The 20,840-nt window shown below is 46.0% G+C and carries 17 protein-coding genes; 9 read left to right on the top strand and 8 right to left on the bottom strand.

The window, feature by feature from the left end; translation table 11 throughout:
• Positions 1–564: 564 nt before the first annotated feature.
• On the bottom strand, positions 565–1,761 hold the full coding sequence (locus ACW73I_RS21460) for a tyrosine-type recombinase/integrase (RefSeq protein ID WP_458031546.1): 1,197 nt from the start codon (positions 1,759–1,761) through the stop codon (positions 565–567).
• A 389-nt stretch (positions 1,762–2,150) separates the two neighbouring features.
• On the opposite strand from ACW73I_RS21460, the gene ACW73I_RS21465 reads away from it, so the two are divergent.
• From ACW73I_RS21465 to ACW73I_RS21475, 3 genes are all read left to right on the top strand, one after another.
• The gene (locus tag ACW73I_RS21465; RefSeq protein ID WP_458031547.1) at positions 2,151–2,933 is read left to right on the top strand and encodes a pseudouridine synthase; all 783 of its coding nucleotides are present in this window, start codon (positions 2,151–2,153) and stop codon (positions 2,931–2,933) included.
• A gap of 48 nt (positions 2,934–2,981) precedes the next feature.
• The gene (locus ACW73I_RS21470; protein WP_458031548.1) at positions 2,982–3,650 is read left to right on the top strand and encodes a hypothetical protein; all 669 of its coding nucleotides are present in this window, start codon (positions 2,982–2,984) and stop codon (positions 3,648–3,650) included.
• A gap of 88 nt (positions 3,651–3,738) precedes the next feature.
• Positions 3,739–4,095 (top strand): hypothetical protein, encoded by a 357-nt coding sequence (locus ACW73I_RS21475; RefSeq protein ID WP_458031549.1) that lies wholly within the window; start codon positions 3,739–3,741, stop codon positions 4,093–4,095.
• A 217-nt stretch (positions 4,096–4,312) separates the two neighbouring features.
• Here the strand turns inward: ACW73I_RS21475 and ACW73I_RS21480 are convergent, their stop codons facing one another.
• The 6 genes from ACW73I_RS21480 to ACW73I_RS21505 form a co-directional block, all read right to left on the bottom strand.
• Complete coding sequence (locus tag ACW73I_RS21480) at positions 4,313–5,404, bottom strand: hypothetical protein (RefSeq protein ID WP_458031550.1); 1,092 nt, start codon at positions 5,402–5,404, stop codon at positions 4,313–4,315.
• 70 nt (positions 5,405–5,474) lie between these two features.
• Positions 5,475–6,224, bottom strand: coding sequence for a hypothetical protein (locus ACW73I_RS21485; protein WP_458031551.1), 750 nt, complete (start codon positions 6,222–6,224; stop codon positions 5,475–5,477).
• 394 nt (positions 6,225–6,618) lie between these two features.
• Positions 6,619–7,236 (bottom strand): hypothetical protein, encoded by a 618-nt coding sequence (locus ACW73I_RS21490; protein ID WP_458031552.1) that lies wholly within the window; start codon positions 7,234–7,236, stop codon positions 6,619–6,621.
• A gap of 95 nt (positions 7,237–7,331) precedes the next feature.
• A complete protein-coding gene (locus ACW73I_RS21495; protein ID WP_458031553.1) occupies positions 7,332–8,165 on the bottom strand; it encodes a hypothetical protein in 834 nt (277 codons plus the stop codon).
• Between the two features lie 10 nt (positions 8,166–8,175).
• Positions 8,176–10,734: a death domain-containing protein gene (locus ACW73I_RS21500; RefSeq protein ID WP_458031554.1), complete on the bottom strand. Its 2,559-nt coding sequence runs from the start codon at positions 10,732–10,734 to the stop codon at positions 8,176–8,178.
• A gap of 213 nt (positions 10,735–10,947) precedes the next feature.
• Positions 10,948–11,151 (bottom strand): helix-turn-helix domain-containing protein, encoded by a 204-nt coding sequence (locus ACW73I_RS21505; protein WP_458031555.1) that lies wholly within the window; start codon positions 11,149–11,151, stop codon positions 10,948–10,950.
• A gap of 637 nt (positions 11,152–11,788) precedes the next feature.
• Here ACW73I_RS21505 and ACW73I_RS21510 point away from each other — a divergent pair.
• The 6 genes from ACW73I_RS21510 (at position 11,789) to ACW73I_RS21535 (ending at position 19,739) form a co-directional block, all read left to right on the top strand.
• Positions 11,789–14,203 carry a DEAD/DEAH box helicase family protein gene (locus tag ACW73I_RS21510; protein ID WP_458031556.1) on the top strand — a complete coding sequence of 805 codons (2,415 nt, stop codon included), beginning with the start codon at positions 11,789–11,791 and terminating at the stop codon, positions 14,201–14,203.
• Between the two features lie 35 nt (positions 14,204–14,238).
• Positions 14,239–15,306 carry a restriction endonuclease subunit S gene (locus ACW73I_RS21515; RefSeq protein ID WP_458031562.1) on the top strand — a complete coding sequence of 356 codons (1,068 nt, stop codon included), beginning with the start codon at positions 14,239–14,241 and terminating at the stop codon, positions 15,304–15,306.
• Between the two features lie 5 nt (positions 15,307–15,311).
• Complete coding sequence (locus tag ACW73I_RS21520) at positions 15,312–16,025, top strand: DUF3800 domain-containing protein (protein WP_458031557.1); 714 nt, start codon at positions 15,312–15,314, stop codon at positions 16,023–16,025.
• A 119-nt stretch (positions 16,026–16,144) separates the two neighbouring features.
• On the top strand, positions 16,145–18,094 hold the full coding sequence (locus ACW73I_RS21525) for an N-6 DNA methylase (protein ID WP_458031558.1): 1,950 nt from the start codon (positions 16,145–16,147) through the stop codon (positions 18,092–18,094).
• Positions 18,091–19,005, top strand: coding sequence for a phosphatidylinositol kinase (locus ACW73I_RS21530; protein WP_458031559.1), 915 nt, complete (start codon positions 18,091–18,093; stop codon positions 19,003–19,005). The genes ACW73I_RS21525 and ACW73I_RS21530 overlap by 4 nt, the downstream gene beginning before the upstream one ends.
• A 50-nt stretch (positions 19,006–19,055) precedes the next feature.
• Complete coding sequence (locus ACW73I_RS21535; RefSeq protein WP_458031560.1) at positions 19,056–19,739, top strand: HIRAN domain-containing protein; 684 nt, start codon at positions 19,056–19,058, stop codon at positions 19,737–19,739.
• 31 nt (positions 19,740–19,770) lie between these two features.
• Here ACW73I_RS21535 and ACW73I_RS21540 read toward each other — a convergent pair.
• The coding region (locus tag ACW73I_RS21540) for a tyrosine-type recombinase/integrase (protein ID WP_458031561.1) at positions 19,771–20,840 on the bottom strand (1,070 nt) is incomplete at its 5' end.

Here is a 20,840-nt window from a genome sequence, read left to right on the forward strand (position 1 = left end):
CGAATTCGATCGAGATCATCGGTGGGGCGGCGAATGCCGGAAGCCGCGAAAACCGCCGCTACATCGGCGGCCTCGAGCGGAAAGTTATGGCGGTATTCAATCGCTGAGTTACGAGATTTTATGTTCAATATATTTCACAGTGATGAATCATAACAAGGGGTGGCATTAATGGAATGTCCGCCGGAAGGCTCTTTTGTAAGTTGGTCGTTGAATACCCTTAAGCAGCCGTTAAGTATTCACCAATCAGATAGTCTGAGGTAATAAAATCTCAAGTTTCCTTTCTGCAGTTTATCTTACACTATAGATCCTGAATGGCGTCAACGTGACGCAGCAATTCACTAATAAAGCATCAATTTTGGCAAACAGTGTGGACTCAGTACCTCCAGAAGACAAGCGACGCTTCGTCATTTTGATGTAAAACGAGCTCAAATTTTGCAAGCGGGAAACGCGATTCGTTTTGTGCAGCGTCCTCTGGAGTTTTGGATATCGTGTGCAAGGAGTAAAGGCCAGTGATCGAACTGAATCAAATAATAACCATTAAATTGCATTCGCTCCAATAAGAAATCATCGGAAAGTATTTTTATCTGCATTCAACTCCATTAGATGGTTTTCCCATTTTAGCAAAGCATTTCTTTTTTCATTTAAATAGTCATATCGATCGTAATGTTTCGAGCTTACGTCATTTAACGCATGGTTTTGTATCCTATCCCTGATACTTTTCTCAATGCCTATTTCTCCCATTCTGGTTTTTACCGTTCTCCTTAAGTCTCTAGGTGTGAAAGTATCGATGCTGCTTATTCGAGTAATAGCGTGCGCTAAAGATGTTTTATGAATTGGTTTTTCTTCGTTATATCTACTTGGAAATAGGTAGTTAGAATTTCCAGAATATGGCCATAATTCATCAAGTAATTTTTTTGCTAACGGAGTAATAGGCAAAACTAACCAGCGTTCGTTTTTCACGCGCTCTGGTGGAGCACTCCAGATCAGAGAATCAAAATCAAATTCATGTTTCAGTGCGCCACAGAGCTCCCAAGAACGACAACCATAAAGGAGTAACAATTTTGTAGCTAAATGGAATTGTTCATGGAGGCTGGTTTCGTTCCAAAGGACTTTGATTTCGGAAAATGATAGCGCTCTTTCTCCTGTTACCTCTGCGCTTGTGTCTTTTGGAATTGCATCGACAGGGTTAATCTGTATTTGAAAGGTAAAATCATTTGATAGATTTTTTGGATCATTATCGTGATAAACCCCTAGCTCAAATGCTCTTCTTAAGTAAGATCGAATTCGATTTGCTTGAACATTCGAGCCACGTGAAATAATTGTGTGAAGAATTTTTCTTATATGGGCTGGCGTTACGTCTTTGGCTTGTAAATCCAAAATGTCTTTACAGTTGTAATGAAGATCTGCCTCGACTTTTTCAAAAGTTCGCTTTCCTGAATCAACCATGTGTTTGATGTAGTAGTCAAACAAATCAGCTACGCTGCCATGTCTTAGCTCGTTGCGGGATTGCGGGTCAACTCCACGATCAATATCCCGCCTCAGTTCACGACATCGATCCCGGGCTTCAGACAAAGAAACAGATGGATACCGTCCCAAGCTCATGAACTTTTGTTTACCCTCTGATCCAGCATATTGGATAAAAAAGGACACACTTCCGGCTGGGGTGACTTTGACACCAAAACCTTTATCGGGCCCTTTTTCATAGAGTCTATATGCCGACGGTTTTGCCTTTAGTCCTTTGATAGATTTGTCAGTAAACATAATATCGTGGTCACTTTGTGGTCACTTGAATTCAGCAACATAAGTTTGCAAATTGAAACAACCATTAACGTTTGATGTGATAAAGTTCAATATAATCGGACATTTAGAAATGTTGTGCAACATGCAGAAATAAGTGTTAGCATGGTCTTAAGCGACTGTTAATCACTAGGTCGGCGGTTCGAGCCCGTCCGGGGGAGCCAAAAAAATCAAGGGCTTAGAGCAAAATCTAAGCCCTTTTTTTATGCCTTATTTTTTTGGGGCAACCTCTGGGCAACTTTAAAGTAAATCACCTATCAGGTTTAATATTCTGGATAACCTGAGCCTAGTATCTTTTCCTTCCGATTGAATGTCTATCAGATACCACCAAGCGGTAGCCGGAAATTCAAAAAATGTTGATGTCAAATAAGGATCAACCTAATACACGGTTTTTTTCATCGGAAAATCCACTCACCGAAATTTACCGTGATCAGTGGTTACTTGTTGTTCACAAACCGGCTGGGTTGCTCGTGCATCGTAGTCCTATCGATCGACATGAAACCGAGTTTGCTCTGCAATATGCGCGGTCAATGAACGATGGCGAACATGTGTACCCGGTGCATCGTCTAGATCGCCCCACCTCTGGGTTATTGGTATTCGCCCGAGATCAGCAAACCGCAAGAACATTGGGTAAAGCGATGATGGCCGGCGAGGTGCATAAGGCCTATCTGGCTATGGTAAGAGGTTGGACGTCGATTGAAGGCATTATTGATCATACTCTAAGGGAAGAGCCTGAAGATAGGCGACTCAAGGACGAGCCTCAGCCAGTGCGTGAGGCTCGCACGCGGTATCAACGCCTGGCGACGACGGAAATTCCGGTGGAAATCGAAGGTCACCTCACTAGCCGTTACAGTTTGGTGGCTTTGTATCCTGAAACTGGTCGTAAACATCAGTTGCGGCGGCACATGAAGCATATCACCCATCCGATCATTGGTGATGCCAATCATGGGCGAGGTCGCCACAATCGCTATTTCGCGGAACGGTTTGGACAAGGACGATTAATGTTGGCGGCTACGGAGATGATTTTCTCGCATCCGATCACCGGTGAAAAACTTCACTTAAAAGCTGAGCCGGAAGCCAGTTTCCTGCAAGTGCTTTCCATCTTTGAAGATAGCTTCAGCAAAATTTTATCTTAGCATCCACAGATACTCATTACTTTAACGAGCCACTTACCGGCTAGCATCATGACAGATACTACTTTGACCGCTGCAGATTACCTCGAAATTCGCCGTCGCGGTGTCTCGCTGAACACCAAGATTTTTAAAAAGCTCACCGACGAAGATATCAAAAACTGCGGTCGCCATCTTGGGATTTGGCGGCAAAAAACCTTGGTCATCGATAACGATGAAGAAATGGACTTGTTTACCGATTATTCCATATACGCTTATCGCCCACATGGTTTCAATATGGCCGAGAAATTTCTGCGCTTATTTCATAAGGAAGCGGGCGATTTCGAACTCGAATTGCTCAGACGTATGCGCTTTGCCCACTATGCTATTTACCAAGTCGAAGAAACGAATGGTGCAGATAGCCTCAAGGTCGTGGATGTGTTTAGCAAGGTGGTGTACAAGATCGTAGACCATCAATTGGCTAAAACCGCTCATCGCGGTTTAATCTTGGCTGGCTATTTGGTCGATTTTGATGACTTTTCGATTCAGTCCGGCGCAACGGTGCGCGTGACGCGGGAGATTCTAGAATCGGATGAAGTGACACGTGTGATTGATCAGATAGACGATACTCAGGTGGGCGCATTCTTGAACAACCCGGCCAATGGAGCTAAATTGGCAAAGGCGGTGATTTCTGCGACATTGAAGCTGGGACAAGCTTCCAATTTCGGCCATAAGCCGCTTTGATCATGGTCTGCAATTTTGCCTATCAGTAGATACGGAACTATCAATTATTAGACTCGGTAAATATCAATCCGTTTTGCTTGAATTCAGCATGAAAAAGAACAAGAAAAACAAGAATCTCTGGCTGAAGGAATCAGAGATTGCAGTCGGTGATTTGTATTTCACCACGGCCAATCAATATCGCGCGGTCCTGGCATTGAAAGGCGATTTTTTAATCTATGCGCCAAGCTCGGAAGGAATGGAACCATTGAGTACAGACTCAAAAATGCCATTCGATAATTCCCCGTGTAAGAAATGCCAAATTGCGACGTTTGCCCAAAAGGAATACCAAGCATTTGAATGGCAGGGTGTTACTGCAATCAACCACCAATTAAATAACACTCAACTCGCCGAAGCCATTGCTCAATGTAATGCGAAGGCCGCTATTGATGGCCTGTTAGCGGAATAAAGGCTATAGCTTTACTGTTTTCGATTTTGACAGAGCAAGTTCGGCCAATAGTAGACATTCGAAACTTTGAGCCAAATGTCGGTAGAGATTCAACGAGCTGTCATTCAACGCCACCATTAACCGGCATTTTGTAGCAGTGTTTTTTTGTGATAGGCTCTTTTAACACAAAAACACTACGTAAAAATGTCCGTGTTGGATGCTTTGGTTAGGCGGGTGTTTACTCATACTTATCATCTAATGGTCCTTCATAAATGTACTGAAGAATAAGATCATCCATGAACTTAAGCATCTCCAGATAAGAATCACACATGTAGTTAATTTTCTCTAACGTCTCGTTTCTCAGTGATTTGTTTTTGAGGCTCAAATAAACCCCTATTTGACTTATGAGCGCAATAATCCTCATGGATTTAGCTACAAAGTGAATGGCCCCATTTCTACCTTCGTAATCGCTGAATACAACACTTGAATGGAATGTCCTATAGTACTCTACAAGACACCCATTAATCTTCTTTTCAGTTTTATATTCTATAAGTTGATGTAAATAAAACTCTTGTACATAAGTGGCTAACGGTTGGTTCGTAACTCCATCTACATTACTTTCAAGATCATTGAATGTGAGTTCTGACATAACACCAAGAAACTCTGAGCATTGCTCCATAAAACCCTTTTTACTAAATATTCTACTACGTGCTTTCGCATATTCTTCAGGGTGCTTAGTATTTAAGCTCTTTAGAGTCTTTTCAAAAACGATCCCAATATTTCCAAATGTAGTTTCGTAAAGAATATCTATTTTTCGCTTTGCTTGAATTTCAGACGCTCTGTAAAAATATGGCCTGTCGAATGAGAGTACGTTTAGAATTGGGCTCTTATAGTCTTCTTCGTTCTTCTCAAAAGATACTACTTTCGCCTTTAGGTAGTCCATTAAAACAGTGTAATCGAGTGGATCATATCCGAAAGTATGAAGCTGAGAAATATCGAAAACATCTCGATTTTCAGGATGGTTCTCCCTGATTAGGATCGTAGGCTTATCAGAAAGAGCAAGACGAAGGCCTAACTCATACATAACATTAGGGTTTGGCTGTTTTCCAGATATGTCCGCTATCAATATATCTGACTCAAAGATATTCAAAATAATTGAGTCGGTTATATTGAACTCATTTGATGATCTACTTACCTCATATAGCTGACCTTCAACATCAATATTCTCTAATGGTTTTTTAATTACATTATTGAAATAACTATCTAGCTGGCTTCTATTTCTAGCAGGAGAAGAAACAAATGGCATAATTACGTATATTTTCTTTTTCAATTTTTCCTCCGTCTCCCTGACAGTCTAACGCCCTTGTGTAGCCGATTGTTATGCTCAAATATTCGATCCATTACACCATATTCACCAAAATACCCATTGCTAATTTAAGTACAACAAACACAAAACCTCCAGTGGCAACCATTGTCACGGCTAGGGCTGCTGTCTCGATACGGGGAGGCGATCCATGATCTTCGACTAATTTAGTACCCCTCGCCGTGACAACTATAGGTGACTCTTCCATCGAAGACGACTGGGTATGTTTTGATAAATAGTGAAGAATCAAGCCCAAGATGAATAGTACACCACAAAAGAAGGAAATCGCTCCCGCGATTTTTATCTCGACAGCAGTGAGACCGAAAGATGATAGAGACTTAGTCCAGAAAGCCGGGGCACCAAAACAGAACACAGGGGAAGCGAATGGAATCGCCTTGAATTCGTTCAAAAACTCCTTTGAATTTCCGAATTTCGTGATGTACGAAAATAAAAGCAGGAATGTGGCTGCGACACCAATGGCGAACCAAACCCAAGAATAGTTGGCGACGTAAGAAGATTGTAGAAACGTTCTCCAACTTCCGCTACCAACTATCAATACCGGTAACGTGATTAATGCTATGGGGATCGAGTATATGAGGATTAGTTTCCATGAGCCTTTGTTATGACGAAGCCAGCCTAACTTCAACGCAAACATGGGTAAAGTCATTAGCACGGAAATACCGGAAACCGTTATAATTTCAGAGGGTAAGAAGACGAAAACGCCTAATAAGAATGGACGTAATATTTCATCCCAATGAGCCAAAATTAGCACATAGTAGGCAGTCACCAACCCTAGGAAGAACAGCGGAGACAAACGAAGCAGTCTAGATATTGGTGCCCCTCGCGCTTGGCTACATGGGACGCATCGCCCATTGTAACGATTCGCAGTCGATACAAGTATACGCGTGCCACATGATGCACACTTAGCTTTTGGCTCAGTCATACTTTCTTGCATCTAGTAATTGAATGGTTTCCATATATCTACTAGAAATGATCTTTGATGGACTAATCCATTGATTTGTTGTGATTTTTTCCTTCTGTATATCATCGAAACCAAGTAGGTATGACTGGTAATGATCTAATTGCCGTCATTGAATCACGTTAGGCGATAGACCGCAACGGGTCGTTTTTTGCCGGCTACCCTTCTTGTTGCTGGAAAACTTATTTTTGCGAAACAAATTTTATTCCAATAACCGCTCCAAAAAACCGAACCGTTTTGCTATATCCACTAAGACATGTTGAGCGTGATTGTCATGCTCAGCCTTTAGTTTGTAAAAAGTTTTCCAATGCATGCCTTTTGGTTTCGATCCATCCGGATTTAATACGCCACGATGCCAGCCTAATTTGTCTCGAATATTATCGGCTCTTCTAGCTGATCGATCACTTCTGGATTCTCTTTGAGACTTGTAGGCTAGGTCGTAACAGTGACGACAAGCAAAAATTCCTGACGGACCAAGATATAGCAAAGCGACTCGGCGTCCACATCCATTAGCCGGACAACGGAACCACGGGCGTTGTCCTCCGTAATTGCAGTTAGTCCAATCAATTTTTACTGAATAGCGTTTGGATTGCCATTCTTCGCCTGAGCGTTGATGGCGGTAATCAAGGACAATATGATCGGCATAACTGTACCCTTGCATAGAACCGATATTTTTTCCATTGGAAGTCCAATTCGTAGTAAACGATATACCTGGTTTCAAACAACCATCTCGATGAATGATCCTAATATCAAGAGCGCGATAGTCATCAGTCGTGTCTTTTCCCGCTTGATACCGTCGTCCGCTACCCATTCCTCCCATAAAATTTATCCTGATTTTGCCGAAATCATTAAGTAAATTACGCGACCGGTATTCGGCAAAAATTGCTGAATACCAGTCATGCCAAGGCTTACAGGCTATTCAGCTCTATTTGTATTAGTTCGATTTCTTAGCTCTTTTAGCTTCAAAAGCATGGCTAAAGTGCGCTCAAATTTACGATCTAGATGGGTTTCATAGCGATTTAGCTTTTCCAATCGGTGTGCTTGCAGTCCTTCACCATAGGTTTGTGCTCTAATTTCGCGCACAAATTGCGCTTCTTTAACCATTCGGTAACAAACCGGTTCAAGCGAATCGCGAATAAAACTCGCCAAGTCATCAGAATTAGCCGAATATTCTTCATCTTCAACGTACTCGTCCCACCAAGCACGGGATTCGGGAATCAATGCCCTACGCGCTTTTTCATAAGCGTTCGCGCCACCCTTACGTAAGATGGACGCGGCTTTTTGAGTGGCAGCAAGATCAATTTCCGCTTCCCTGAGACGCTCGGCAATTTCTTCCGGGCTGGAGGTCAATAAATCTTGCAAATCACAGCCCTCTTTCTTCAACCCCAATTCGAGAGGTACTGCATTGGCTATCGGGTTATCGTGGCTGTTGTTTATCGTGCTTCTTAATCCCCGATTGACAGCGGCATTTTCTGCCAACAATACTCTGCGTTTTCGCCACATAATGGCTGTTAATTCCTCGATTAAATGTAGCTCTGTCATGCCTTCAGGTCGATGTTCTGCCTTTAAGGCATCAAGCAAATCGGAATACTCGCTTTGGTCTTCGTGTGGCAGAACCACTAACTTTGAAAGAATGCCGTGCTTCATCGCGTTGAAACGAACCAAGTCGTAAGACTCTTTGTCAGGTACAGTGACCTCGCGATTCAACAAGTCATGTTGATTGTTGTTCACATTTTCAATAGATTGCATGGGTAATCTCCTATGCGCCGCGACTAGCTTGGGCGTATGCATGAGCAGAGTTAAAAGGAAGACTGACATTTTTTGTAATTGACGCCCTGGAAACCTGCGATTCCTGCAAAACCTGCACTTTCCATTTGACTGAACCGCGATTGGAATCATCTTTGACGAAACGCAAGCTATCGATCACGCGCCCGGCATGCCGCTTCAGCCACCAGCCAAGCCGATTTTTATTGATGCTGCCATCCTTTTCGCCAGCGATGTCTTTAATCACGTCCAAGAACGCCGCCTCATCAAAACTGATTCGTTTCAATGCGTCTCTGATCATGACGGCCTCATTTCCGAATCGGTCATGCCAACTATGTAGCATTTGTCCAAGTTGCTCTCTATCGGGATCATCGAGCATCGATTCAAAGATGCATGCCGCTGGATCGTGTAACCCAAGCCAGAGTAAAGGTTGGCGGCATAGATTTGACCAATCCGAATATGTCGCAATGTTCTTGCACTCCGTCTTGGGGCGATTAGCGCATACCCAGGCACGGATAATCGTCAAAGCTAAAGAGACATAGCGCCCTCGATTTGCTCTAGTCTCTAAAACCGGTTGTTTGCTAAATTCGCGTGCGGCGGGTATTTCGCATGTGGGATCAAGGGTAATGGTGATGGTTCTGCGCGTCATGTCGCGTACAGGGTCGACATTATTACCACTCGACAAAAGCAAAACCCGACTTCCAACTTCCGCCGTCTTGCTCTGACCTAAAATTCGTCCGGAAATAAACTCGCTGGTTAGCATGGTGCATAGCGATTTATGCGGGATAAGATCACTGGTCAAATTATCGAACTCAATGACAGCGGGAGCTGTTAGCAATTCGGCTAAAAGCAGTTTTCGGCATTCCTCGTCATCGGCAGGGAAAGCATGCGGCGTACCACGCTGTGGCGTAGCAAAGGCCGTAAACAATTCGCACAAATAACTTTTGCCGCTGGAAATGCTATGCGCCTTGCAATGGAAGAGTGGTGCCAGTGGAAGTGATGCCCTTATCGTTGCTGTCAGGATGGCCGATAGTGCCGCAGCTAGATCGTTGCGGGATTTGAAGGCAAACTCTTCCAATAGCTCAGATAAAGTCGCTAAAGCCTGCTCCGCATGCGCCCGAGTGGGTACGGCTGGAATATCATACTCGTTGGCATTAAACACGCCGAACATGCCCGTTTCAGGATCATATCCGGCTTTGGTAACCAAGCTACCATCCTGCCTTAAATAGGGTTGTCTGGCTATTCCATTCAACACCGGCAAATGTGGATATACGTTTGCGTCATGCAGAACGCGCACATGCTTTTCGGGAGGATCGCATACCACCCATTCACTACTGCGTTTATCAAAGCGCTGCCAAATAGCCAATCCAGCGACCGAACGAGTGAGACCAGCAAGTGACAGTGGCTTAACCGTGGTTTCCTTTGTACCGGGATCGGTGGTAATAGAAACAATCACGCCGCCGCGTTGGTAATGCCGGAGTGTTTTGGATAATTCCTGTTCTGTGACATCAACGATACGCGGAATCTCTCCAGCCTGAACTAGAATAATCGGCTTATGCTTAGCGGCAATTTTGCTGATGCCCAAAAACTCATGCAAAGCACTAACCCGACGATGCGAGCAATGTCCATGCATGCATTTAAAGCCACCCAAAGGATAGCTTTCGCTAGGTTCAAAATAAGCGGTTCCTTGGTCGACTTGGTTGGTGTGCTCATGCAGCCACGGACAGCTAATATCGTGCTTGCCATCACCCATGGGTTGTTTGTAAAAACCAGCTTCTTTCAGAGCAGCAATTACCGGGTTTTCATCCGGGCGGGGGATGTGAACATCGTCATGATCCGGTTCAATACAGCTAACCTGTTTGGATGATCGATGTTGTCGAGCGGTTTCTTTTAGCTCAATTTCCAAACCATCGACAAGCGCCAAGACAGAATAACGGCGCTCCGGCTTCCATTCTTTAAGCCTACTTGACCAGTAGGAACCATCATCATTCAGATACTTGCCGTTAATCGCTTTGGGTAATCGTCCTAAGCGAGCACAAGGCTCATTTGCGCCCGGATCGGTAAGTCCTGCATCGTTGATGGCTTCTAACAATCGGTCGGCGTCAGCAGAATCAGTGATGGGTTGATCAAGAATGAAGCCCACCTGAAAATTATCCTTCGAGGTTTCAATTGTCCAGCTTGGATCAACATTAATTCTATCTAATGGTACTTTACTGCCGATGTCATCCAACATAACTGCAAACAGGCCGGCAAATTGTTTTTTCTTGCGGCGATATTTACCTTCCTGATCTGGTTTGTAAGTTGCGAAACTGACGTAATTATTCCGGTCATTCGGCAACGGCGTTTTACCTGCAATCCAAGGCTTGCCAAACCATTTGGCGTTGCTTACTTCGGCAGGGTTTCCCGAAAAACTTACCGTGACCGGACGCTCGCTGCCGCTAATGTCACCAAAAATACCGCGCATAAAGTCATCATTAGACAATAAAGTGCAGGTATTGTCGGTTTTGCAGGTCTTAGTTACTTCGATTGTAAAATTTGGCTGATTATCGTTCATGACAACCCCCCTCCAAAAACGGATAACCACATAAACAGTCTAAAGCACTCTTTTTTGATGCTATGCATCACTTTATTAAATTTTGTCATTACAAAATCCTCATGGATTTTGCCGAACAAGTGGGAATTGCTATAAAATAGCGATGCGCTATCGTCTAAATTTAGGCAAGTCATCACTGACCCGGCTTGGTTAGAAACTAAGTCGGGCTTTGTGTTATTTGACCGTGCTGGTTTCGATGAAAGCTTTTAGATCGCGCGTGCGGTATTTAATCTGTCGTCCGATACGGACAAACGGAATGCGTACCTCACCGGTAGACCGCCACTTTATTAACGTAGCGGCCGGAATAGACAATAATGTCGATGCGCCCTCAGTATCTGTGAGAGTATCGACATCTAACGATAGACCCTGAAATGCCATTATCTTTCCTTGCAGAAAATCTGCGATAGACATCTCTGGCGTGGCGGGAAAATGCCATTGTTTTCGACTAACAATGAGTAAAAATAAAATGACATATAAACAATAGGTTACGTGATTCACTGCCTAATGATGTCAAAATTATATTTACAAAATGTTAAGTTTTCTTAACAATAGCGGCTGCTAAACAGAATGTTGATACCAGGAAATCCAGATGGATAAACCGGTTTTTTAACGATTGATGTTTGGCAACAAAACAAAAAATGTATTGCGTAGGAGCTAACATTGCTTTGTACTAATCCGCATCGGCCTTCGATGTTGGGTTAATAAATTCAAGCCCTGAATTGCACGCGGTTGCAGCCGCTTACGCTTCGGGGCTTTTTCGTTTCAGCAAATAGCTGGAACGCGCTGAATTATACTATATACAGTGTTTAATTAAGCCAGATTCCACAAGATATTGTGGTTGACATTGGGTTGGTTTTTAAAAGTCAACGACTTAGCGTAAAAAATAAATTTTCGTTTGTTCTAAAGTTACGGCAATTTTGTTCGATAGCGATGCGGTAACACGCTTTAAGACCCTATATTTCTGGTGCCTACGAGGCTATTGATCTGGATTTTTTCGACGGAATGAGCCATCCCAATGAGCTACAACGAAGCCGAAACTCGCTACTACCTCATTGATCCGGTTCTTCGCGACAAAGGTTACGACGACGCAACCAAACTCAAGTTGGAAACACCTGCGCCGGTAGAGGCTATTGGTCACAAAGGTCGTCGAGGGGGCGCGGGGCGCACAGACTATCTGTTATGTGTGCAAATGCCCAACGCAGCCAATCCACTACCGGTTGGTGTCTTGGAAGCCAAGAAAGAAAACGCCGATCCGTTGCAAGGTATGCAGCAAGCCAAGGGTTATGCCGAATGTAGTCGTTTCCATGTGCAATATGTGTTTGCCACCAATGGCCATTTGTACGGCGAATTTGATAAAACCACCGGTTTGCAACAAGGGCCGCATGGGTTCAAGGAATACTTTCCCAGTCATACCGAACTTACCCAACGTTATTTCAACGACACCGGCATCGACCTGAATAAACCTGAAGCGGCACTGTTATTTACCGCGGATAGTAAGGCCTATCCCAAAAGCCGTTATTATCAAGATGCCGCGATTCGAGCCTGCTTCGAGAAGATTCTGCATTGCGAACTGGAACAAAAGCCTTGCCGGGTGTTGCTGGCGCTGGCTACCGGTTCGGGAAAAACTGTGATCGCCGCCAACTTGTTATGGCGTTTGCAAGACGCCCAGCGCTTGACTAAGCCAGCCCTGTTTTTGTGCGACCGCGACGAACTGCGTACTCAAGGTTATAACAAGGTCAAGGCCGCGTTTGGCGGCAGTGTGCGTATCGTCGAAACCGAAAACGGCCAAAATGCCGCTAAGAACGCCCGCGTGCATATCGCCACCTATCAAACGTTGGGTTTGGATGACGAAGACGCTGGCACCGTCAGCTTTTTAACCGAACATTACCCAGCGGACGCCTTTAGCGTCATCATCATCGATGAATGCCACCGTTCCGCCTGGGGGCGCTGGTCGGAAGTGTTGTTGCGCAACCCTAATGCCGTGCAAATCGGCTTGACCGCCACGCCCAGGCAACTGCGCGAATCCAAGAAACAAACGGCTGACGATGCGGAAATCACCGCCAACAACCTCAAATACTTCGGCGAACCGGTCTACGAATACGATCTGATCAAAGCCCAGGAAGACGGTTATCTGGCTGCCTGCGAAATCGTCAAACGCAAAGCCAGCATCGACGACACCGTATTTACCAAAGCCGAAATTCTGGCCGCCAAGCCCAGGGACATCCGCACCGGCAAACCCATTGCCGAAGCCGATCTAACCAAGGATGAATACACCGGCAAACATTTCGACGACGAATTGTTCATCGATCTGCGCACGCCCAAAATGTGCGAAGACTTGTTTCAGCAACTTTGCCAGCACGGCGGCCCGGAACAAAAGGTGATTATCTTCTGTACCCGCGACATTCACGCCGACCGCGTTGTCCAGCAAATGAACAACTTGTATAGCCAGTGGTGCAAACAACAAGGCAAGACACCCAAAGACCTTTATGCCTTCAAATGCACCGCCAACGGCGGCCGCGACATGATCCAGCCTATGCGCGGTTCCGGCGAACGCGCTTTTATCGCCTGCACCGTCGATTTGCTGGCTACCGGCGTCGACATCGAGCGCCTCAATGCCGTGGTGTTTTTCCGTTATCTGGAATCTAGCATCCTGTTTTATCAAATGGTCGGACGCGGCACCCGCATCGACGAAGCCACTCAAAAATACAAATTCTGGCTCTACGATTACACCGGCGTCACCGACCTGTTCGGCACCGACTTCATTACCGCCAAAACCAAACCCAAAAACAAAAAGCCCAATGGTGATGATGACGATGAAGAGGGCGGAGATGGTGGTGATACCGGGGGTGGCGATAACCAACCCGCCGTGGCCGAGATCAAAGGTCAATATGTTAGCGTGAGCGGCGAAGGCCGATTCATTCTGACACAGCGCGATGGCAAGGCTTATAAAATGCCGCTGGACGAATACCGCCGCGAAATGCTGCAACGCGTTGTGAAGGAAGCGCGTAACCTGAACGACTTCCGACAGTTATGGATAGAAGCCAAAAAACGCCGCGAGTTGATCGATCATCTGATGGGCGAGCATTTTTCGCCGGAAGTGTTGCGCGAACTGGAAGGCATGCGCGAATTCGATTATTACGACCTATTTGCCCATCTTGGTTATCGCGCCCAGGCTTTGACGCGCCCGCAACGCGGCCAAGCTTATCTGGATGGCAACCAGGCTTGGTTTGCCGACATGCCAAAAGATAGCGCTATCGTCTTGCAGGGCTTTGGCAAGCAATTCAGTTTGGGTGGAACCGAAGCCTTGGAAATTCGGGAGTTTTGGGATGTGCCGGATATCCGGCAAGCAGGTGGCTTGGCGGCTTTGGAGAAAATAGGTAAACCGGCGGAGGTGATTTTTCAGGCTAAGGGTAGGTTGTTTGGGGTATGAGTAGCATAACTCTTGGGAAAGTAGCGCTCATCATTATGGGGCAGTCACCTGATGGATTTACCTATAACAAAGATAGAATAGGAATACCGCTTTTAAATGGTCCTGCTGAGTTCAGAGAAAAAACGCCTGTGGCAGTCCAATGGACGACTGCTCCAACAAAATATGCCGAACCTGGGGATATTCTCTTCTGCGTGCGCGGAAATACTCTTGGTCGTCAAAATATAGCAGATCAAAAATACGCTATTGGACGAGGATTAGCTGCCATCCGCGCTCGTTATAATAAGGCTGACAAGGATTTTGTTAGCTTATGGCTAAGGTATAAAGCAGTATCGATCTTGGGTGCTGGTAATGGCTCTACTTTTCCAAGCATTTCGGGCGAGTTTTTAGATGCTTTGCCATTTCCGGTTTTCGATGTCAAAGAACAGTGCCAAATCGCCGCCGAACTCAAATCCCAACTCGCCGAAGTGGGAACCGCGCGGCAGGCTTTACAGTGCCAGCTACAGGAAATCGTCAATCTGGCCAATGCCTACATTCGTGAAAGCATCGAAAGCACTGATGCCACGGAATTCGATCTGGGTGATGTACTGGATGAGGTCAAAAAAGGCATTGGTGAAAGTTGGGCGGATTATCCGGTACTAGGTGCGACCCGTGACGGTTTGGCCCCGGCTAAGGAGCCGCCCGGCAAACAACCGCAACGCTATAAACCGGTATTTGGCGGCACGGTGTTTTACAACCCGATGCGTATCTTGATCGGCTCGATTGCCTTTGTCGATGACGACGACCAGCCCGGCATCACTAGCCCCGATTATGTCGCTTTGCAAGGTAAACCCGGCCTAGTCGATTCGCGCTGGTTTTATTATTGGCTGCGCTCACCGTATGGCGTGCAGTGTATCAATTCTTTGGCGCGTGGCGCGGTCCGCGAACGGATGCTGTTCAACCGCCTGGCCGAAGGCGCGATCCTACTGCCGCCGTATCAGGAACAATGCTTGGTTTCCAAAGCATTGGCGCAATTGAAACCGGTCAAATCCGCCATTCAACAGCAACTGGACGACCTGAATAAAATTCAGGAACGCTTGTTGGCGCAGGCTTTTTCTGAGGCTTAATCATTATGCATTTGTGTTATTTCGATGAAAACAAGCACTCGCCTGATAATCCACATTTTTTTATTGGCGGGCTATTGATACCCGACAGCAAAGCCTTGGAATTTGAAAAAACATTGGAACAAATCGCGTTTAATTTTTTCGGCTCCAGTTCGTTGACGGTGCATAACGAGTTTCATGGAAAGGAGTTGTTTCACGGCAAGGGAATCGCCAAGGGGCGTAAGATGGAAGATCGGGTTCAGGTTTTTCGGGATGTCGCAAATTTTGTTACCTGCAATCAAATTCCCGTGCGCTTGGTGTGCATCAATGTAGATCGACACCGTAATAAATACGCCTATCCCATGGCAGCTTATCGTTTGGGTTTGATGCTTATTCTGGAGCGATATTGTGAGTATCTGGATAATGTCGATGATTTAGGGCTGGTCTTTGGCGATTATGAAGCTGATGAAGTAACCAGCGCAGTCGTTGATTTCTCGGAATATAAATCGCAAGGCAAAACGCCTATGTATTCGGGTAGGCCGTTGGGTCGATTGTTGGATACTGTTTACTTCACCCAGTCCCATCACAGCCGCTTTCTACAAGTCGCTGATCTACTCGTTTATATGGCCGGGCGTTACGAGAATATGCAGAACGTACCGGATAAATGGCATGAGAAAGAAGTGGCGGCGGCTTGGGAAAAAATTAAGGCCAGCGGGAATGTGTATATTCAACGCTGGCCTTAGGAATTTGGAACGACCAGCCCCCTTAGGGTGAAACTCGCTTTTGGAACGAGTGTTCTAGTCGCTGGAAATATTATCAACAGATTTGGCTCGTCGAGCAAGTCAGAATTTAAAAAGTAAATATGGCAAAAGCCCCTAAAACCAAACAACCCAAGGCCATTGCCTCGACGCAATCCTTATCAGCTTTCGTCAAATCCATTTGCGACGTGATGCGCCGCTCCAACTGCGCCAGCGCCTTGCAGTACGTGCCGGAACTGACCTGGATTCTGTTTCTACGCATTCTGGATACCCAGGAGCAAAAAGCACTCGCAGAAGCGGCTTTGGGTTATGACTATTCCCCGGCATTGACGGCACCTTATCGCTGGCAAGATTGGGCTGCGCCGTATTCAGATAAACCCGATGCGCCGAAAACTCCGGAAGGTTATGCGGTGGGTTGGAAGCGGCAACTATTGTTCGAGGCGGGTGAGGGCAAGTTGTTCGAGTTCATCAATAACGAGCTGCTACCGTTTTTACATCGATTGGATGTCAACCCGCTGACCCAAATCCCCAATCCCAGCGCCAGCCCGAAACAGCGGGTGATTGGCCGCATCATGACGGCGGTGGAAAAAGTCCGCGTCGATAGCGAAACCAATTTGTGCGACATCTTCGACAAGGTGCACGAAATCCATATCGACCATATCGATGACACCCATTTCTTCACCTTGTCGCAGGTTTATGAAGATTTGCTGCTGAAAATGGGTGAAAAGAACTCCGACGGCGGCCAGTTCTTTACCCCGCGCGAAGTGATCCGGGCCATGGTGCATGCGCTCGATCCCAAGCCCGGCGAAACCGTTTACGACCCGTGTTGCGGAACCGGCGGTTTCCTGGCAGTGGCCTATGAGCATATCAGCCAAAAGCTGGGTAATAGCCCTGCCTCGACGGTGCTGGAAAAGCTAAAACACGATACCTTTTTCGGCCGGGAAAAAGAGAATCTGGTATTTCCGATTGCGTTGGCCAATCTGATTTTGCACGGCATCGATCAGCCCAATTTGTGGCACGGCAATACTCTGACCGGCAAGCAAACTTACGATGGCTTATTTGAGCAAGCGCCGGCGACATTCGATGTAATCCTGACCAATCCGCCTTTCGGTGGTAAGGAAGGTAAGGATGCCCAGAAAAATTACGACTTTGAAACCGGTTCCACGCAAGTGCTGTTCATACAGCATATTTTGGCGGAATTGAAACCTTCGCCGGAGGAAGATAAAGCGCTGGGTGGGCGTTGCGGCATCGTGTTGGATGAAGGCTTGCTGTTCCGCACCAACGAAAGTGCCTTCGTGGAAACCAAACGCAAGTTGGTCGACGAGTGTGATTTGTGGTGCATTGTCAGTTTGCCGGGCGGTGTGTTTTCGACTGCTGGCGCGGGTGTCAAAACCAATCTGCTGTTTTTTACCAAAGGCAAAAAGACCGAACGCATCTGGTATTACGATTTATCGCAGGTCAAAGTCGGCAAAAAATCGCCGATGACCTTGGCACATTTCGGCTTCGATAAACAAGGCGGCATTCTGGCCGATGCAAATTTGCCCGCGAGCTTAACGGCGGAATGGCTGGAGCAAGAGGGTAATCAAGGTCGTTCCTTCCCAACCTTTGCGAAACTACTGGCCAAGCATGGCACGCCGGAAGCCGATAGTGCGTTTTCCTGGACAATCGGTTTTGCCGCCCGTCGCGCCAAAGCCCGCGAAGACATGCAACCCTTCATCGACGAAGCCAACCGGCTCACCGAGGAATTGCTGCCATTGCGGGAAGAATTGAAGGCGCTGAAAAAGGACAAAGCCGATAAAGTCAAAATCGCTACCGTCGAAGACGCTATCAAAACCAAGGAAAAAGCGATACGCGAAGCCCAAGCCAAGGCCAGCGACATCGACGCGGCGGTATTCGATCTAAAAGCCGTCAATCCCAACATTAAAGCTGTTGTCGATATCCGCACCGTGCAAGAAATTATCGACAACATCAATTTGCAAGGTGAGATTGTGGCGCAGGCGATGGCGAATTTGCGGGGGATGATAGAGGTTGATAGTCAGCCGAATCCAAAATGACAGCGCCAACTTATCCGATTATTTCGATTGATGACGATGCACCGGAGTCGCTGGAACAACTCGGGACAAAAACCAAATATTGGCTGCATATTGACGAAAAGCGGTATTTGCTAAAAATCGGTCGGGCACATACGGGTGAAAATTGGGCGGAAAAGGTTGCATGTGAATTATGTGCTTTGCTGGGTTTGCCTCATGCGCATTATGACTTAGCAGAGTGGAAACAACAGAAGTGCGTTATCAGTGAAACTGTTGTTCCGAAGAATGGCCGATTGATCATGGGAAACGAGTTGTTGTCTGAGATTCACGTCAATTACCCCACTCACCAACGCTATCAGGTTCGTGATCATACATTTGGCCGCATTGCGAGTTTGTTAAATAGTCCGGAAATTTTGTTGCCCTTGGGCTGGACGCCACCAGGGCGGGGCGTAAGCAATGCATTTGATGTTTTTGTGGGGTACTTGATGTTAGATGCATGGATTGCTAATCAAGATAGACATCATGAAAACTGGGGTGAGATTGCGTACAATGAGCATATCTATCTTGCGCCGACTTACGATCATGCTGCGTCTATGGGGCAGAATGAAACCGATGCGGCGCGTAAAGACCGATTGCATACCCGTGATCGCAATCGGCATATTAGTGCTTATGTTGAAAAAGCCCGTTCAGCCATTTATTTAAACAAGACAGAACGAAAGCCATTATCAACGGTCGAAGTTTTCGGGATGGCTGCGGAAAGAAGTAAAAAAGCCGCGAGCGTTTGGCGCGAGGTATTAGGAGGAATTTCAAAACAGCAATGTATAGCCGTTTTTGAAAAAATCCCCAGCGTCGAAATCAGTGAGGCTGCAATAGAGTTTGCTGTCACTCTTTTGGAATTAAACAAGCAACGAATTTTAAAACAAGAAATATCATGAAATCGCTTTATATCGCTTGGCAAGACCCGGAAACACGGTTATGGCATACCGTGGGGCAATTGAGCAGACAAAACGGTTCCTATTGTTTTTCATATACGCAAGGTGCGTTAGCATCGCCGCGATTTAAATATCTGGGTCGCATGCGGGATTTACATCAGCGTTATGTGTCCCATGAATTGTTTCCTTTGTTCTCAAATCGGGTATTGAGCCGGTCACGACCCGAATATCCCGATTATGTGCGTTGGTTAGCGATCGAACCCGATCAGCAAGATGACCCCATGCAGTTGTTGGCGCGTTCAGGTGGAAGACGGGCAACCGATGAATTATGCGTTTACCCGAAGCCTGAGGTGAACGCTGATGGCGAAATCGAATTGTTCTTTTTTAGTAACGGGCTGCGTTACCTTGATCAAGCCGATTTGCAACGGATTAATAGCCTGAAGGTTGGCGACAGATTATCTTTGCGCCCTGAAGATGATAACGTAAAAGATCGTTTTGCCTTGCGTTTGGAAACCGAAGAGCCGGTGAAAGTTGGGTATTGTCCTCGTTACCTAAATCGAGATTTGCGCCAGGTGCTTTCAAAGGTTGATATTCGGCTGTCGGTTGAACGCGTTAATATCGATGCGCCTATTCAATATAGATTACTTTGTCGCGCTATCTTTCTTCACTCAGCAGGTATCGATTTATTTGCTAGTGATGAATATTTAGCGTTGGATCGCATCACGGCTGCGGCTTAGTATTCAGTCAGAGGTGTTTTTTACCTCTATTCTAATTGGCTTTCAAGGCATGTACGTTCTCATCCGTTGGCGTGGTGCATTGCTGGATATAATCGGCGATTTTATTGATGGCTTGTTTCATGGTATTGGCTTCGGTATTGATATAACCCGCCGTCACGTCGTTATCGGTTTTGTGATTGGCTAAGGTTTTCAATAGTGAAAATGGAATCATCGCCGCCTCTCCAATGGTCAAAAACGTGCGTTTCAAATCATGACTGCTAAAAGTTACGCCGGTTTTTGCCACCACTTGAGCAATTGGCTTACGCGGAATATTCATCACGCCATCGGCGGAATCGCCGGGAAACACAAAATTGCTATCGCCGGTTAGTTGTTGGAGGTTGCGCAAATAGGGTTTTAGCTGTGGTGCGATATAGGTCGTAAAATCGGTGTGATTTTTAGTGTCGCGTGCTGTAAGCGAATCATTTTTGAAATTAATGTCCGTCCACTCCAAGTAACGAATGTCCTGATCCCTCAAGCCGGTATGTAACAAAAGTAGTAAATAAACTTTGGCCTTTTCATTTTCCAATGATATGACGGCGTTATACCAATCTCTGAGGTTATCACTCGGGACCATGCGTTTTTTACGCTTTGGTTTTGCCCAAAGACTGCCATCACGTAAAACGTCGACGGGGTTTTCGTCCAAAGCTTTTAGCGTTACTACGGCATAACGCATTAATAAGCGAAGTACCCTTAACTTGTTGTCACGACCACCTTCGATTTGTTTACGCCGTGCAAGCACCATGTCGCGAGTAATTTCGTTAATAGGTTTGTTTAGCCAGTCAGGGAAGCCTTGCTGTAATTTTTTACGATAATCGAGAATCGACGCTTCGCGAAGATCGTTTTTATCTTTGAGGTATTGTTCTAGCAGTTCTTGTAAGGTGATGCCGCGAATGCGCTGTTTGCGCTTTTCTTCGGTCGGGTTGATTCCCTGTGCAAGTTCAGTTAAGGCCGCTTGAGTCATTTTTCTGGCTTCGGCGACCGATAAATCGTTAACGCTCCATAAACCCCATATAGCCACAGCAGTGTAAAACGGTGAGACTGTTAGGCAATCAACACGAGGAG

Source organism: Methylomonas sp. MgM2 (assembly GCF_054172045.1).